Annotated in this window: 15 protein-coding genes and 1 pseudogene; 4 read left to right on the top strand and 12 right to left on the bottom strand. The window is 34.9% G+C overall.

Annotation, left to right across the window (positions count from 1 at the left end; translation table 11 throughout):
* The first annotated feature begins 17 nt into the window (after positions 1 to 17).
* On the top strand, positions 18 to 389 hold the full coding sequence (locus LPC11_RS00440) for a DoxX family protein (protein WP_023374382.1): 372 nt from the start codon (positions 18 to 20) through the stop codon (positions 387 to 389).
* A gap of 66 nt (positions 390 to 455) precedes the next feature.
* Positions 456 to 1,424 carry an amidohydrolase family protein gene (locus tag LPC11_RS00435; protein ID WP_023374383.1) on the top strand — a complete coding sequence of 323 codons (969 nt, stop codon included), beginning with the start codon at positions 456 to 458 and terminating at the stop codon, positions 1,422 to 1,424.
* 217 nt (positions 1,425 to 1,641) lie between these two features.
* Here LPC11_RS00435 and LPC11_RS00430 read toward each other — a convergent pair whose 3' ends face one another.
* From LPC11_RS00430 to LPC11_RS00390, 9 genes are all read right to left on the bottom strand, one after another.
* Positions 1,642 to 2,643, bottom strand: a complete 1,002-nt coding sequence (locus LPC11_RS00430; RefSeq protein ID WP_181138340.1) for an NADP-dependent oxidoreductase — start codon at positions 2,641 to 2,643, stop codon at positions 1,642 to 1,644.
* 192 nt (positions 2,644 to 2,835) lie between these two features.
* Positions 2,836 to 3,747, bottom strand: a complete 912-nt coding sequence (gene rbsK, locus LPC11_RS00425; protein WP_023374385.1) for a ribokinase — start codon at positions 3,745 to 3,747, stop codon at positions 2,836 to 2,838.
* Between the two features lie 23 nt (positions 3,748 to 3,770).
* Positions 3,771 to 4,175 carry a D-ribose pyranase gene (gene rbsD / locus LPC11_RS00420; RefSeq protein WP_023374386.1) on the bottom strand — a complete coding sequence of 135 codons (405 nt, stop codon included), beginning with the start codon at positions 4,173 to 4,175 and terminating at the stop codon, positions 3,771 to 3,773.
* 18 nt (positions 4,176 to 4,193) lie between these two features.
* Positions 4,194 to 5,075: a ribose/proton symporter RbsU gene (gene rbsU / locus LPC11_RS00415; RefSeq protein ID WP_023374387.1), complete on the bottom strand. Its 882-nt coding sequence runs from the start codon at positions 5,073 to 5,075 to the stop codon at positions 4,194 to 4,196.
* 182 nt (positions 5,076 to 5,257) lie between these two features.
* Positions 5,258 to 6,247 carry a ribose utilization transcriptional repressor RbsR gene (gene rbsR, locus LPC11_RS00410; RefSeq protein WP_023374388.1) on the bottom strand — a complete coding sequence of 330 codons (990 nt, stop codon included), beginning with the start codon at positions 6,245 to 6,247 and terminating at the stop codon, positions 5,258 to 5,260.
* A 284-nt stretch (positions 6,248 to 6,531) separates the two neighbouring features.
* On the bottom strand, positions 6,532 to 7,467 hold the full coding sequence (locus LPC11_RS00405; protein ID WP_041614065.1) for an amidohydrolase family protein: 936 nt from the start codon (positions 7,465 to 7,467) through the stop codon (positions 6,532 to 6,534).
* A gap of 16 nt (positions 7,468 to 7,483) precedes the next feature.
* Entirely contained in the window at positions 7,484 to 8,107 is a 624-nt protein-coding gene (locus tag LPC11_RS00400; RefSeq protein ID WP_023374390.1) for a nuclear transport factor 2 family protein, read from the bottom strand.
* A gap of 223 nt (positions 8,108 to 8,330) precedes the next feature.
* Positions 8,331 to 9,356 carry an NAD-dependent formate dehydrogenase gene (locus tag LPC11_RS00395; RefSeq protein ID WP_023374391.1) on the bottom strand — a complete coding sequence of 342 codons (1,026 nt, stop codon included), beginning with the start codon at positions 9,354 to 9,356 and terminating at the stop codon, positions 8,331 to 8,333.
* A 153-nt stretch (positions 9,357 to 9,509) separates the two neighbouring features.
* On the bottom strand, positions 9,510 to 9,860 hold the full coding sequence (locus tag LPC11_RS00390; RefSeq protein ID WP_041613794.1) for a Na-translocating system protein MpsC family protein: 351 nt from the start codon (positions 9,858 to 9,860) through the stop codon (positions 9,510 to 9,512).
* Between the two features lie 202 nt (positions 9,861 to 10,062).
* On the opposite strand from LPC11_RS00390, the gene LPC11_RS00385 reads away from it, so the two are divergent.
* Both LPC11_RS00385 and LPC11_RS00380 read left to right on the top strand, forming a co-directional pair.
* Positions 10,063 to 10,218: a hypothetical protein gene (locus LPC11_RS00385; protein ID WP_159033338.1), complete on the top strand. Its 156-nt coding sequence runs from the start codon at positions 10,063 to 10,065 to the stop codon at positions 10,216 to 10,218.
* A gap of 220 nt (positions 10,219 to 10,438) precedes the next feature.
* Positions 10,439 to 10,897 (top strand): annotated as a pseudogene (locus LPC11_RS00380) (isochorismatase family protein); the annotation flags it as partial.
* 72 nt (positions 10,898 to 10,969) lie between these two features.
* Here the strand turns inward: LPC11_RS00380 and LPC11_RS00375 are convergent.
* The 3 genes from LPC11_RS00375 to fmdA all read right to left on the bottom strand — a co-directional run bounded on the left by LPC11_RS00375 (position 10,970) and on the right by fmdA (position 14,302).
* A complete protein-coding gene (locus LPC11_RS00375) occupies positions 10,970 to 12,466 on the bottom strand; it encodes an MFS transporter (protein WP_023374394.1) in 1,497 nt (498 codons plus the stop codon).
* Between the two features lie 376 nt (positions 12,467 to 12,842).
* Positions 12,843 to 13,109 (bottom strand): FmdB family zinc ribbon protein, encoded by a 267-nt coding sequence (locus LPC11_RS00370; RefSeq protein ID WP_023374395.1) that lies wholly within the window; start codon positions 13,107 to 13,109, stop codon positions 12,843 to 12,845.
* The gene (fmdA, locus tag LPC11_RS00365; RefSeq protein ID WP_015364571.1) at positions 13,109 to 14,302 is read right to left on the bottom strand and encodes a formamidase; all 1,194 of its coding nucleotides are present in this window, start codon (positions 14,300 to 14,302) and stop codon (positions 13,109 to 13,111) included. The genes LPC11_RS00370 and fmdA overlap by 1 nt, the downstream gene beginning before the upstream one ends.
* Positions 14,303 to 14,478: the final 176 nt, after the last annotated feature.

Here is a 14,478-nt window from a genome sequence, read left to right as displayed (position 1 = left end):
AATAGGAGGTGTTAAGCATGTTACTAAGACATGTTATTAACGCATATGTAGGAAAAGAAATTTTTAAAAGTAGTTTACCAAAAGTAAAAAATGACGATGCTATGGCACAACAATTTAAAGAAGGATTCGGATTATCACGTCGTTCAATGCGATTAGCAGGATTATTCGAATTTGTAGGTTCTATATTTTTATTTAGTTCAATTTTAGGCAAACTCGGCCAAAAATTAGTCGTTGTGGGTACTTTAATGATTAACATTGTGATGGGTACAGCAATTTACAATCACTATAAAGCAGGGCATGGTCACCAAGGTGCCAAAGCCGCTTCAAAATTCTTTATGTTAAATGTCCTTAGCTTAATCGAAGTTTTAAGTTTAAATCGTCGTCAATAAAAGATTATTTTTTTAAAAACTGGATAAATATTTAATATAGTTATTTAATTAAAGGAGGACAATCATATGTCAAATGCAAAAGCGATTGATACACATACACATTTATGGAGTGAAGACTATTTAGAGAAATTAGGCAAATTAGGTAGTAAAGGTACAGAAGTTGCTAAAGGGATTAATCAATCTGCCTCTAAAGAAGATCTAGACAAGCGCTTTAAAATGATGGACGATGCTGGCGTTGATATGCAAATCATTTCTGCTACACCACAATCACCACAATGGGGTACAAAAGAAGAAGCACATCAAAGTGCACAAGAGATTAACGATTTATATGAATCATTGGTTCAACAATATCCAGACCGTTTCTTAGCATATGGTGCAGTATCTCTTCCATATGTCGATCAAGCTATTAAAGAAGCGCAAGAACTACTTAAAAAAGATGCCTTTGTAGGTATTGCGATTCCAACTATTGTGAAAGATAAAGTGTCAGTTGCCGACAAACAATTCGAACCTTTCTTCGAAGCTATGAACGAATTAAATGCAACACTTTATATTCATCCAACTGGTTGCGGTGCCCAAAGTCCACTCGTGAACGACTATCAATTAGAATGGGTGATTGGCGCACCATTAGAATCTACATTCATTACGTTACAATTAATTAAAAACGAGATTCCACAAAAATATCCAAATATTAAATTCCATATTTCACATTTAGGTGGTGCTTTACCATTCTTCATGACTCGTATTAAAGACAATTACGAAGACTGGAACGCCTTTAACATTGATCCATATGAAGTATTAAATCGTCAATTTTGGTATGATACTGCTAATTTCCATGAACCTTCTTTAATCAATACCATTGATACATTCGGTAAGGATAAGCTCATGATGGGGTCAGACTTCCCTTACTTCCAAGATGAGAAATATACACGTGGTGTAGACTATATTAAAAACAGTGATATTGATCCAGACACAATTGACGGTATTTTAAGAGGTAATGCTATTGAGTTCTATCAATTAAACCATCATCACTCTTAATACCATTACTTTAGTGATAACGTAGCGATCCATTTGCGATTAAATTCAAATATAAATGAAACAATCCCTTTTGATAGATGGTCGATTCAATATGACTATGCTAACAAAAGGGATGATTTATTGGGATGATTTTTCTAACATGCCTTTAATCACTTTACCTACTGATTCTAATACTTTGTGTTCGGTATAATGATTACTATTTTCTATATGTTTTAATTTAGTCTTCCATTTTAACAATTATTTTACCTTTAGCTCTACCACTATTGGAATACTCGAGTGCGGCTTGGGTTTCTTTGAAGTCATAAACTTTATCTATGACAGGCTTAATACTTCCATTTTCCACTAATTGACGAATGACTTCTAATTGTTGACCACTCGGTTTCATAAATAAAAATTCATAATTCACACTATATTGTTTAGCGATTCGTTTCAATTTAGCAGAAGCTACTCTCAATAATGTTGTTTTGACAAAACCTATTTTCATTTCTTTACCTGTTTTCTCAGTAGGTATTCCTGATATGGAGGTAACTGTGCCGCCTTTCTTAAGCACTTCAAATGCATGATTTAAATTATCCCCACCTAAGGTATCAAATACACCATCATAATCTGACAATTCATTCCAAAATGATTGTTCTCTGTAATTGATGATTTCGTCTGCACCTAAACGAGAAACTAAATCAAATCCTTTAGGACTAGCTGTAGTTGCCACATATAATCCCATTGATTTAGCGAGTTGAATCGCAAATGTACCAACACCACCAGCACCTGCCTGAATGAGTACTTTATCACCTTGTTTCAATTGCATGATGTCGTTTAGTGCTTGATATGATGTAAGCCCAACTAGAGGTAAACTTGCGGCTTCTTCAAATGAGACATTACTTGGTTTGAGTGCAATATCAGCTTCGTTGACGGCTATATATTCAGCAAATGTACCAATTTGAGTTTTACGTGGACGACCATAAACCTCATCGCCAACTTTAAATTGCTTTACATTACTGCCTACCTCAGTGATAATACCTGAAAAATCATTACCTAGTATGAGTGGGAATTGATACGTTAGTAAAATCTTTAATTCTCCGTCTTTTATCTTTGAGTCTATGGGATTAATGCTTGCAGCTTTAATTTTCACACGAACTTCATCAGGATTTATATTAGGTATTGGCATCGTTTCTTCTGACAGTAATTCATCCTTATATTGATGAATAACCATTGCTTTCATATCTGTTTTCATTTGGTTTGACTCCCTTTATCTTCATATCTAGTTTTCTTATACAATTGATTGGCTATAATAACTATTGAATTGAAGTGTACGCAACCTTAAAACATTTATCAAGATTTCTGATTACGTTTATATGCTTGCATTAAGAAATCCCATTCCAACTGAAACCAACTGGAATGGGATTTATCATATCTATGACTGAACTTCTTCTGCTAATGGTATAGAGGCTTGTGCCCCTGACTTTTGAACTGTTAGTGATGCGGCTTTATTGGCAAAGTCGATAGCCTCAACTAAATTACGCGCTTTCATATTAAAGCGACTGACAAAGGCGCCGATAAACGTATCACCTGCTGCTGTTGTATCAATAGCTTTTACTTTTTGCGCTGGTACTAGGCCTGAATCATTTTCAACCGCATAGTATGTGCCTTGTTCACCTAATGTAATAATCACGACTTTGGCACCTAAGCTTAAGAAGTAATCTGCATTTTGTGCCATTGATTTTTCATCTGTGACTGGTACACCTGATAATATTTCAGCTTCAAATTCATTTGGTACAATCACATCGATTAATTCTAATAACTCTTGAGGAATCTCTTTGGCTGGTGCGGGGTTTAAGACGGTCGTCACACCTGCCGCTCTCGCAACTTTAAATGCTTCTATAATTGCCGGAACAGGTACTTCTAATTGTGCCACAATGAAATCTGCATCGACAATTGCTGCTTTCGCACTTTTCACATCATCTGGTGTCATCGCCATATTCGCACCACCATAGACATAAATCGTATTTTGACCTTGTGCATCTACTGTAATAAAGGCTTGGCCAGTCTTTTCTGTTTCGGATTCTAAAATATAGTCAATGTTCATACCTGCTGCTTTAAAATCTTCAAACATAAATTGTGCTAATCCGTCATTTCCCACCTTGGAAATGAATGTCGTATTAGCTTTCATACGTGCCGTTGCAATGGCTTGGTTTGCCCCTTTACCGCCACCATATGACTTTTGTGCTTCTTCTACATGTAATGTTTCCCCTGGTTTAGCGTAGCGCTCAACTGTTAAAAATTGATCCACATTGGTAGATCCTAGAATAACGACTTTATTTGTCATAACAATGTCCCCATTTCTATATGTTAAAATGTCACGTTTGATTCCAAAATAATGTTAGAAAATGGCGTAATTTCACCTGTACGAATGTTACCTTTATTTAATGGATGACTTAAATATGCTTTCATTTCACTGTGTGGAATAAATTCAATGTCAACGTCATCATCAATTAATGCTTTGATTTGTTTTAACTGAGTTGCATTATTTGTTTTAATTTCTTCAGCTAAATAGATTTTTTGGATTTTCATTTCTGATAATACTGTTTCTAATACATCAATAAATTTAGGTAATTCTTTCGTTACTGCTAAATCAATTCTTCTATCGTCATTAGGAATAGGCATGCCTGCATCATTGACAGTTAATAAGTCATAGTGTCCGATTGTCGCAATGGCTTTAGATACATGACTATTGAGTAATGCTGTTTTCTTCATTTATATCACTCCAGTTGATTATTTAATAAATACTGTAACTGTCGCAGCTACTAAGATGAGAACTAATCCGATCACTGTGACTAACATTTCTTTAGATGTTTTATGTTGATTTAAGAAGTAAATACCAGTTAATGTCGCAAGTACTACAGATGTTTGTGATAATACGAAACCAGTCGCTAAACCGTTCATATTAGGTTGGGCAGAAATGAGATAAGTCAATGCTGCAAAGGCAAAGAAGAAACCAGAAATAATTTGTAACCATGTCACTTTATTAGTAAATGGATTGCCATTTTTCATTTTCATTAGTCCGTAGATAACTGCCACAATCACCATACCAATGGCTTGTGGTAAGAATGCTGCTTTACCACCGATGTCTGTAGCTTGTGGTGCTGCTGAATATAACCAATAACCAATTTCACCAATGATTAAAATCACTACCGCTTTACGTAATAAGTTTTTATTTGTAGCTTCAGGGTGTTCACTCCAAACTGTCATCCAAGCACCAATCAAGATAACTACTAATGCTAAAAAGCCGATGATTTTATTTGTAACACCAGGCCAATTACCTAATGCAAAGACGCCCCAAAGTGATGCACCCATTAATTGGAAGGCAGTTGTAACTGGCATGGCACGTGATGATCCTACATATTCAAATGCTTTAAATGTCATAATTTGACCGAAACTCCAACCAGCTCCTGATAATAATGCAAAGAACAGATCCATGCCTGTTGGGAAGCCGTGTCCTGTGGAGATAAAGAAGACAAAGGCAAAGATTAACGTACCGACTGTAGCACCTATAATTTGGTTAACCGGCTTACCACCAAATTTGGATGCAATCGTTGGAAATAGACCCCAACCGATTAATGGCCCTAAACCAATTAACAATGCAACTAAATTCATGATTCAACACCTCTATTAGTATATTTTTTGTCTGTTGCGTTTAGTAAAACGTTTTACTAAATTATAGCACTTCTATTTGAAAATGTATACGCTTTCTTAAACGCACTATAAAAAAGCCATACTTATCAATGCCTGATTGTATGGCTTTTTTATGAACGTCAGTATTTATTTTTTCGCAACCACTATATTTGTCGTGTCGTTTCGCGTTGCATCAGTTGAGTCGGAAGTTCTACTCTTTTATTTTCATGTGGTCTACCATTAATTTTATCGGTAATTAATTGCAGTGAGATATGAGCAATATCGTCGACCGATTGGGCAATGGTTGTGAGTGCCGGTGTCATGTAACCTGCCATATCTATATCATCATAACCAATAATCGACAAATCATCTGGCACTGATTTACCACATTCTGTTAAACCTCGTAGACAACCAATCGCTAATTCATCATTAATCGCAAAGATTCCCGTAACATGATGCTCAACCAGTTTTGTAGCAATATCACGTCCCCCAGCTTTAGACAATTCTGTACAAATTCTGACAGGGGCCGGCACCTGATGACTTTGACACGTTTGCTCAAATCCCTTCACTCGATCTTTCATATTAGCCATTAACGCATGAGGTTGAATAATCGCTAACTGTTGATGTCCCAATTCGATAAGATGTTGTGCGGCAGTCTGACCACCCTCTATTTCATTCGTTCTAATAATATCGGTATAACCATGGTCTTCACTTTGGTCTAGTAAGACATACGGAACGTGATGTTTACTAAGATAATCATTTAAGTGATGTGGGTCATTCACATATCGACCAATAACCAGACCATCTATACCACGTTCTACAAGATGCTGAATATTATCTTTAAAGTCTGCACTTGATGTTGCTATAAAACATAAATCAACGTCATCTGTTTTACAATCATCCATTCTTTGCATCATCGCCGAGAAGAATGGATTGGTTAAGTTAGGCAAAACAACACCTATTAACTTCCTTGTTTGTCCTCTGAGTTGTTGGGCATTTTTATTGGGAATATAGCCTAAACGGTCTTTCGCTAATAATACCTTTTGAATGGTTGCTTTAGAGAACCTTGTTTTATTCTGATTTAAAATGTGCGACACTGTCGTTACTGATACGCCCGCTTCTTTCGCCACATCTTTAATTGATACTCGTTTCATACATCCTTACCCCTTACTGACACGTCCTATATCACAATATATTGCTTACATCTTATCACTAAACAGCGTAGCTGAATAGATTTATATCATCTTGATTCTACTCTAATAAACGATACATATATACCTCATTCCATAATGACCCTCGCTTTATTCAATAACCAAAATCAATGTTCTACATTTTCAAACCACATGTTGATTTTCCTACAATGACGTTTAACTTGTGTGTTGTATCTATAATATAAAAAGGAGCGTTCCAATTGGAAGGCTCCTTTGTTAGCTTTATTTTAAAATCCTAATAATTGACTCGCATTGCGATGTAAGAATTTTTCTTTTTGCTCTTCTGTAAGTAAATCGGTAGATTCAATATCTTTAGCTAATCGCTTAATGACTTGATCTGTTGTATAAGGCGCATCTGCACCGTATACGATTTTATTTTCATCTACCATTTTTAATAATGTTGGAAGTTGATGTGGTAAAACCATACCTGCTAAATCAAAGTATAAACTTTGCATCACCTGTTCAATATCATCTGGACCATTTTCAACGTTAAACATTTTATTACCAATATTAACACGTTGTGCAATGACAGGTAATAATGCACCACTATGCGGTACAATCCATTTAATATTAGGATACTTACTAAACACATTGTTTTGACTCATAAAAATGATTGTACGTGTTGTATCGAAGAAGAATTCCATTAATGGTGATAAAATTTGTGCTTTAATAGCTTCATTCACTGGTTTAGGCTCATTAGGATGAATTGCTACGGTCGCTTGTCGTTCATTCAATTTCGCTAACACTGGATCTAAACGGTCATCTCCTAAATAAATACCACGTGCATTCGTTGGCAATGTAAAGCCAAGAGCGTGTTGTTCATCTAATACATGGTCGATCATGCGAATGCTTTCATCAACTAATGGTAGCGGTAATGAAGCAAAGTAACCTAATTGTTCACTATGTGCATGATGTATATCTTCAGCATAGGCATTAACTTCTTCTGTAAGTTCAAGCATCACTTCATCTGGTGCAGCACTCAAATGGGGACTTGAAATAGAAAGCACACTATAATCAATCTCTTCTTCTGCCATTAATTTCAAATAGTCATCAACAGAGAATGCTGGCGTTGGTACACCGTCTCCTTTACCATCAGAATAATCATCTAAAAATTTCACAAACCCAGGTGATAGGTAATGTGAATGTAAATCTATTTTCTTCATCATTAATATACTCCTTTTATATAGACTCTGTTTGATACGTCAACCATTGATCCAATCGATTGTAAAAGTCATTCAATTGTTCTGGTCGATCAATGCCTTGTAATTCATGATTAACACTATAACCAATGTAATTAAGACAGAAGCTTAAACATGCGTAGCTAGATCGATATTGGTTCAACGCATTAGCTGGTAACGATATGGTAGATGGGACAACAGGTGTCAAGCTATCCTTTTCATATACGCATTCCATATTATTGATGTACCAAATACCGTCTTGTTTAACTAATCCATAAACAATTTTCGCATCAGAATTGAGTTGCATTTGAACCTCGTTAATCGGTAATCTTGTTTGAATCGTGGCTTGCATGATTGCCACTGCTCTATCTTGGTTTATCCATATTTGGGAATTATAAATTTGATGTGGTGCATAACGCTTCATTTCTCTAGAGGCGTCCACAAATGCTTTACCCAAACCTTTAAACCATGAAATATTAACTGTTGAATCTTCAGCAAAGCATTCATACATACTGTCCCAAAGGCTATTGTCTCGACAAAATCTTTCAAACTGAATCAATTCTAATATATCCGCTTTATCAAGCAATGTTTCCTGTGTGTAGGGTTTATTTCTTTCAAATAACATATTAAATCTCCTTTAATATAACTTGCTCATATGTCCTCGTTATTATTCGGACACCTATCCGTTTATTATGCAATGTATTACTTTGAATTGCAAAAGTTCAATCTTTCTATATCAAACGAAACATAAAAATAGAGCAACATTGCCCAGGGGTAAGGCTATGTTGCTCTATTACATTTATTATTAAAAGGGAGATGGGAAAGGGTATAATCTATGGCTAGGTTAATTATTTAGCGTTATAGCTTGCACTTGTGATTTGACCACCGTCAACTATCACATCTTTGCTTTGGAATGGTTCATTATTAAAGAAACGATTTAAAATGTCTTTAACGCCTTCTTCGATACGTACTTGTGCTTCTAATGTCATACCTGAATAGTGTACAGTCATTGCATTTCTAGGCATATTTCTCCAAGGATGATCTTTTGGCGCAGGTTGAGGGAACCATACGTCACCTGCATAGCCTTGAATGTGTTTAGATTCTAATTGTTTTACTAATGCTTCTGTATCTACAATTTTACCTCTAGCAGTATTGACTAAATAGCTACCTTCTTTCATTTTACTTAACACATCATTATCAAATAATGTGTCTGTATCAGGTGTTAATGGTGCATGAATTGTAATTGCATCACTTGTTGATACTAATGTGTCAAAGTCAACAAATTTAGAGTTTTCATTATCTTTTTGGTTAATTGGATCATAGTGTTGAATTGTAACGTTAAATGGTTTTAGTCGTTCTGCAACTAATTGACCAATTCGACCGAAACCGAAGATACCAATTGTTTTGTTTTGTAATTCGTGCGCGTCGTTACCCACTTTTGAAAGGTTCCATTCTCCTTCAACTGATTGTCTATGTCCTTCTTCGTAGTTACGTAATAGAATTAGTAAGTCCATCACAGCGTGTTCAGCAACACTTACAGTATTACTACCTGTTACTTCTACAACACCTACATTGTGTTCACCAGCTGCTTGTAAATCAACATGGTCGGAACCAACACCAGCAGTGATGGCTAATTTTAAGTTTGGTGCTTTTTCAATACGCTCTCTAGTCATATAAGCAGGATAGAATGGTGCACTGATAACAATATCCATATCAGCTAAGTGTTTTTCTAAATCACCATCATTATCAGTTAATACAACTAATTCATGACCTTTTTCTTCTAAGAATGGTTTTAAGCCAATTGCTTTTTTTGTATTTAAAATTTGATTTTCTTCGCCTTCAACATATTCTGGAAATAATGCTACTATTTTCATAAATGATACACTCCTATTAATATATTTTATTGATACTGGTTATACTCAAAAATTAAAAAAGTACCTAGCTCTATTTACGCAAACCACCTCCTTGAATAACTAATTATTCAAGCGTAGTTAGTAAACAGCACTAGGTACCTTACACCAGCACGCTTATTCTATTGATTTATCGAATACAAATATTGATACAACTTCATCAGCAGCTAAATCAACATCTGTAAATAACTTTACGAATTTAGCTCCTACGAGTTCTTCCATCTCGTCAGGATTAATCTCATCATACAAACGCTTTACTTCATGTGTTCGTGCATGTCTCAACATATCTTCATTTCGTTCATCTCGTAAATAGAAATTTTCAACCTTACTTAATGCACCTGTCATAAATGCAATAGCCCACTTACCATGGAAACTAACGTCGATTTTTTCAGGTCCTTTTCCAACATATTGTTTGCGGTATGCACGCACAAGATTTGCAAAGGCTTGTTCTTTTTTATGTTTGTCTATTTTGACTCACCTTCTTCTAATTAAGAAGCGTTTTCAATTACAATACATTTATTATTATAATACATTGAATATAAATTTCAAGGGCTTTGCTCATAATTTAGACACAATTATTTTAGAAAATTGTCAAAATCAAATCTTTATCTTATAAATATTGCCCATAAAATGATTTCATTTTTTCTATAGCTTGAAGCTAGACCTAGAATTGATAGCACAACAACATTTAAACGAAGACATACTATTTACATTCTTAACTTCAGCTATCTATGGCGTCATGACTGAATTTACATTACAAGGAAATGGCCAATATGAAAAGATGGCAGATGGAGTATTAATCATCATGGTGCCTTATTTTAAATAGAATGTCATAATCATACAACACACACTTATAAATCAAACAATAATATAGATAAAAGTAATTAATTCTCTTCTTTGTTATTTTAGTTTAGTCTATGGATAACCAAGATAGATAAAGGAGATATATCATGACTAAAAAACAAGCACTTATTATTATAGATATACAAAACGATTACTTTGAAGGAGGTTAAAATCCTTTAGTCAATCCAGAGCGTGCGACAGACAATGCCGTGCAATTAAAGGATAAATTTAAATCCCTAGAGCTACCTGTTATTTATATTCAACATATTGATCATACCGAGGGCGCACCTTTATTTGAAGCTGGCACAGATGGCATAGAAATCCATGAAAAATTTAACGTACAATCTGATGATATTGTTATTGAAAAACAGTATCCTAATAGCTTTTTAGGAACAACGTTACAAGATACATTACAAAAATATGATGTCGAACAACTTGTCATTACTGGTATGATGACGCACATGTGTATCGATTCTACAACACGAGCTGCTGCAGAATTAGGTTATGAACCTATTCTTATCGAAGATACAACTGCAACTTGCAACCTAGAATATAATGGACAAATGGCAGAAGCCAAAGATGTACAAAACGCATTTATTTCAGCATTATCTAACTTTGCAGTAGTTACTACTACAACTGAATTTTTATCAAACTTAAAATAATCTCGCTTTTTCCTAATAAGTTAACCCTCTCACATGAATTTGAGTGAGAGGTGTTTGATTATATCATAACATTTATTCAGGTTTAACATGGATACGTCGACCTTTACCTAAGAACATTTGAATTATAGAAGCGATTAATAGAATGATGTTAAAAACAATCATCATCATGAACACTTTATCATCAGCATCAATTGTGATATCTTGCATTTTTTTCGATAAGATTAATTGGTTCTGAACTGGGTTATCTATATGAGTCGTGAAACTACCATATAATAATTGAACACCTTGTTGAATATGATCTTTCATTGTATAAGCAATGATAGGTACCAGTAGTGCCGCAAAGAAATTACGCATCGAATGCATTGTCGTTGAGCGATTTGAAGCAAATTTAATCTCTCCATCTAATAACGTGGCCATCGCACCACTTAGTAATGCCATAGATGCGCCAAATCCTAAGCAAGCCGCTTGCAAGTATAATAACGGCAAATTAATCACATTCCCCATCGCTATCCAGTGCACACTGACATATAATAATGCTACCGAACCAAGGGAACCTAATATACCTGCCCCAATCGCACTATAAAAGAACATTTTAATAAAACCAGCTATGACGACACCGATGAAAAAGCATAAATAAAATCTCGCAATATCTTCAAAAGGTAGCTTTAAAATCTTAGTTAGAAAAACATTAATACCTGCTATCCCAGTCAACAATGTTAAATGTGATGATATTGCCATCACTGCTCCAACACTAGGCTTTTTAGCAAATAATGTTTTAAAATACACTAACGGTGACGATGAATGCATGTTTCTGTATATAAAGTTGACTAGGAAGAACATCGCTAGTAGTAGAAATGGCCATACCCATAATGAGCTATATCCTTTTTGCGTTAACATAGCCATTGGTATCACAAAACATAATATAGTTAAAAACAATAAAATAATAAGCACATAATCCATAGAATTCGAAGACACATGCTTGTGCTCTTCTTTATTTAAAAATACTGTCCCAAATATTAAACAAACGATAGCTGAAACGATATTAAGTACAAATACCCAATGCCAACTATCAAGCTCTAATGAGACACTACCAGATAATCCACCTAACGCATTGGCGCCAAACAAGCCTACAATGACAAATAATAAAAATACATTGCGGAATCTTCGTGGGAAGTTACGAAATAATTGTGGTAATAAAGTGAAAAATAGAACACCTGTGCTAACGCTTTGTATAATTTTAGCAATACTTAATACTATTAAATCCTGTGATATGAGACCGATTATTGAACCGACTAAAAAGAAAGAAACAAAAAGTAGATAATTTTTCTTGAAACCTAAACGATGTGTGAATACATGTCCTAATGGAATGCCAAATGCAAACGCAAAATTCGCTATAACTGACGGTATGATTAAGTACTGTGAACCAGTACCAAAAGAGGTTTGAAGTATACCTTGATTTAAACTATAAGCTAAATTAGAAAAATACTGCGAGCCAATGCCAAATATTGTAATTACTGTGAGCACAAAAATTTCTAACATTCGTGCTCGACGCGACCATAAAAAACCCATATTATCCTTCTTTCTATTTAAATTCCGAATAGTAACAATATATCATTTTACCACTTTCAAAAATAAAAACATATAAAACTTTCTCGAACAACAATAAAAATTGTGCACTATCTATTCCAAAATACTAATCTAACTCATATTTAAAAGTTTGATAAATAAACCTTTTACTGGTGCTCAAGTTACAAGACAAGCTGTGGCACAACTAGTAAATGACATAGTAAACCAACCTGAGCTTTATCCTAGAGAAAGTATTGGCGTTAACGAACCAAATACTAATTTCGATAAACCAAGTTTTTATTAATGGTATATTGACGTCTTTCAATGCAAACAACCTCCACGACTGATCTAGGCCGTAGAGGTTATTTTTGAATCAAATTTAATGATCTGCCATCCATGGTCTGCTTTGTTTGGTTGGTCTTGGTGTCATTTTTGGTAATTGCTCTTTGGACATGACACGAGGTGTTTGTCCTCGTTCAATTCTTTGTTTCAGTTTTCCATCCATTTTATAGGTTTGGAATGTAGAGAATACGCGCTTCGCATCATGATGACATTGTGGACATTCTGCCATATCATGTTGTTCATTCATAGTTTGGCGTAAGGTAAATTCGCCACATTCTTTACATTCATAAGTATATTGAGGCATTATTGATCAGGCTCCAAATTCGGTACGATGTCATCTTTGAAAATCTCTCTTGGAATCGCAATCGTACAACATGCATTAGGCACGTCCACTATACCTGCGACTGTACCTTGTACCGGTGCAGTACCTAATAACATATAAGCTTGTTCACCTGTAAACCCACGTGTTTTTAGGAATTCAATCGCATTTAATACCGCATTTCGATACGCTGTATTGGCATCTAGATATGTTTGTTTACCACTGAATTCATTTACAGAAATACCTTCAAACACAATATAATCTGTATAATTCGGCATTACTGGTCCTGGTTTAAACGCAGGGTTCTTTTTAATATGATATTTTTCCATACCATTTTTAATAACATTGACTCTTAAATCAATCCATCCGGGCATTTCAATACCACCACAGAAGGTAATTTCTCCATCCCCTTGAGAGAAATGTAAATCTCCGACTGAAAGTTTTGCACCTTCAACAAATACTGGGAAATAGATGCGAGAGCCTTTTGATAGGTTCTTAATATCACAGTTCCCACCATTTTCACGAGGTGGCACAGTACGCGCACCTTCTCTCGCTACTCTATCAAAGTCTTTACCAGTTAAGGTACCAGCCACAACCGCATCCGTATCAGGTAAATTAGCTAAGACTGGTTCACGATTTGGATCCGTATCCACTAATTCTTTCTCGCGACGATTCCATTCATCTAGCATCTCTTGAGTAGGTGCCACACCAATTAATCCTGGGTGAATCTGACCTACAAATTCAACACCTGGTACATGTCTACTCGTTGCATAAATACCATTAAAGTCCCAAATTGATTTCTGTGCATTGGGATAATGATCAACTAAGAAACTACCACCATTTGTTTTATCGAAAATACCATTGAACCCCCATTGATGTTCATCAAAAACACCAATATCCAAGATATCTACTACAAGTAAATCACCTGGTTGTACGTTGTTTACATGCACCGGACCACTTAAAACATGTACACGATTTAAGTTCACGTGTTTAATATCACTTGGATCATCATTATTAGCTACTTGTCCATCTGTCCAATCTAAACATTCCATTCTAAATGATTCTCCTGGATCTACTGAAAATGCTGCTGGAATATCTGGATGCCATCGATTGTGTCCTGGATGTGCTTGTTGATCCATCTTCTTGTTTAAATCAATACTAAATAACTTTTTAGGCATATGCCCTTCCCCCTTACATATGAAAGTTAATTATGACTGATTATTAAGTTATCTAAATATTAACACAATTAAAGTTACAAAATATATTAAAATGTGTATATTTTTATTGATTGTAATTATTACGATAAACAAACTCTATAAGCGGAATGTTTGAATGTTTAATTAGCAATAGGGGA

Origin of the sequence: Staphylococcus sp. HL28, assembly GCF_021117155.1 — a bacterium.
Taxonomy (GTDB): domain Bacteria; phylum Bacillota; class Bacilli; order Staphylococcales; family Staphylococcaceae; genus Staphylococcus; species Staphylococcus warneri.
Note: the sequence above shows the minus strand (reverse complement) of the source record. Positions and strands in the feature narration are given on the sequence as shown.